We start from the raw sequence: 1,196 nt of genomic DNA on the forward strand, positions 1-1,196 counted from the left end.
GCTCGTCATGCGCGTCCCCCCTGGGTATCCGGGCGCCGTACCACGATCTCGTCCATGCCCCCACCGTCCACCCCTGCCAGGCAGACCGCAGGTCGGCACAGCGGCCGGCGCCCACTCCCGCCCCTCGGGGCAGTCCCGCCCTGCCGCACGGCTGACGTCCTGTCAGCGTGCTCGTGCGCTTCAGGGCGGTGCGGGCGGTGAGGAGCGGGTACCCCAGGCGTTCCGTGACGCCGCCAGCAGCGGCACCAGCGGTATGTATCAAACGATACACCTCTCATGTATCATTCGATACATCGTCCCCGTGGTGGGGGTGGCGGCTCCGAAAGGTGTGTGCACATGGACATCGTCGAATTTCATGCCCCAGGGGACTACGCGCAGCATGAGGCGGGTCTGTACCTGAGCGCCCGTCACGGGCGGATCACGTACTCCGAGGGCGGAGGGACCAGCCAGGCCACCGGCACCACCATGTGGCTGATGGACGGCACAACCCGTCTGGCCCGCTACGAGCTGATCGTGGCGAGCCGCGGGGACGCGGGCGGGCACTGGGAGAAGCAGCGCGACCAAATCGCCCCGTGGGCAAAAGTACTGCGCACCCTGCGGCCGATCCCGTCCCTGCGCCACCGGGCGGAGGACGTAGTCCGCGCCCAGAACCTCATGGTGTCAGCCGGTCCACTGTGGCCGGAGGACCACATCCCCGGCATCGCCGGACACGCGACAGAAGAGGACCTGCTCGCAGTGAGCTCCGGGGCCCCCGAGACCGTAGGCGACTGGGTGGCCGTCGCCCAGCACATCGTCGCCCGGCTCACCCGGGACATCACGGACCGGCAGCGCATCGCCCTGACCCTGGCCCCGCCCCTCGCGACACACGGAAATGCACTGCACGGCTGGGAGATCGTGGGCGCAGTCGCGGGCGACACCACCCCCGTGGCGCCTACGATCGCCGCCGAACTGCTGGCAGGGTGGGCGGCATTCGACCAGCAACGGGACGCACTCGTGCGGTGGGCGGTCACAAACGCGGACGTCGCCAAAACCCGCGCACACACCCTCACCGGGCTCAGCCGATCCACCATCAACCGGCTCCTCCTCCAGCCGTAACACCGCCCCCGCGAAGCCCGCACCGATCAGCCGGACGCTGTTGGCGAATGTGGGCCCTGTGTTTCGCCCCACCGGATTTATCCGGTGGGGCGAAGTGCTGC

Annotated in this window: 1 protein-coding gene; it reads left to right on the forward strand. The window is 69.4% G+C overall.

Going from position 1 to position 1,196, the window contains the following annotated elements; genetic code table 11:
* The first annotated feature begins 336 nt into the window (after positions 1–336).
* Positions 337–1,095, forward strand: coding sequence for a hypothetical protein (locus tag AB0D18_RS41235; RefSeq protein ID WP_362430849.1), 759 nt, complete (start codon positions 337–339; stop codon positions 1,093–1,095).
* Positions 1,096–1,196 lie beyond the last annotated feature (101 nt).

This window comes from Streptomyces sp. NPDC048442 (assembly GCF_040651475.1).
Taxonomy (GTDB): domain Bacteria; phylum Actinomycetota; class Actinomycetes; order Streptomycetales; family Streptomycetaceae; genus Streptomyces.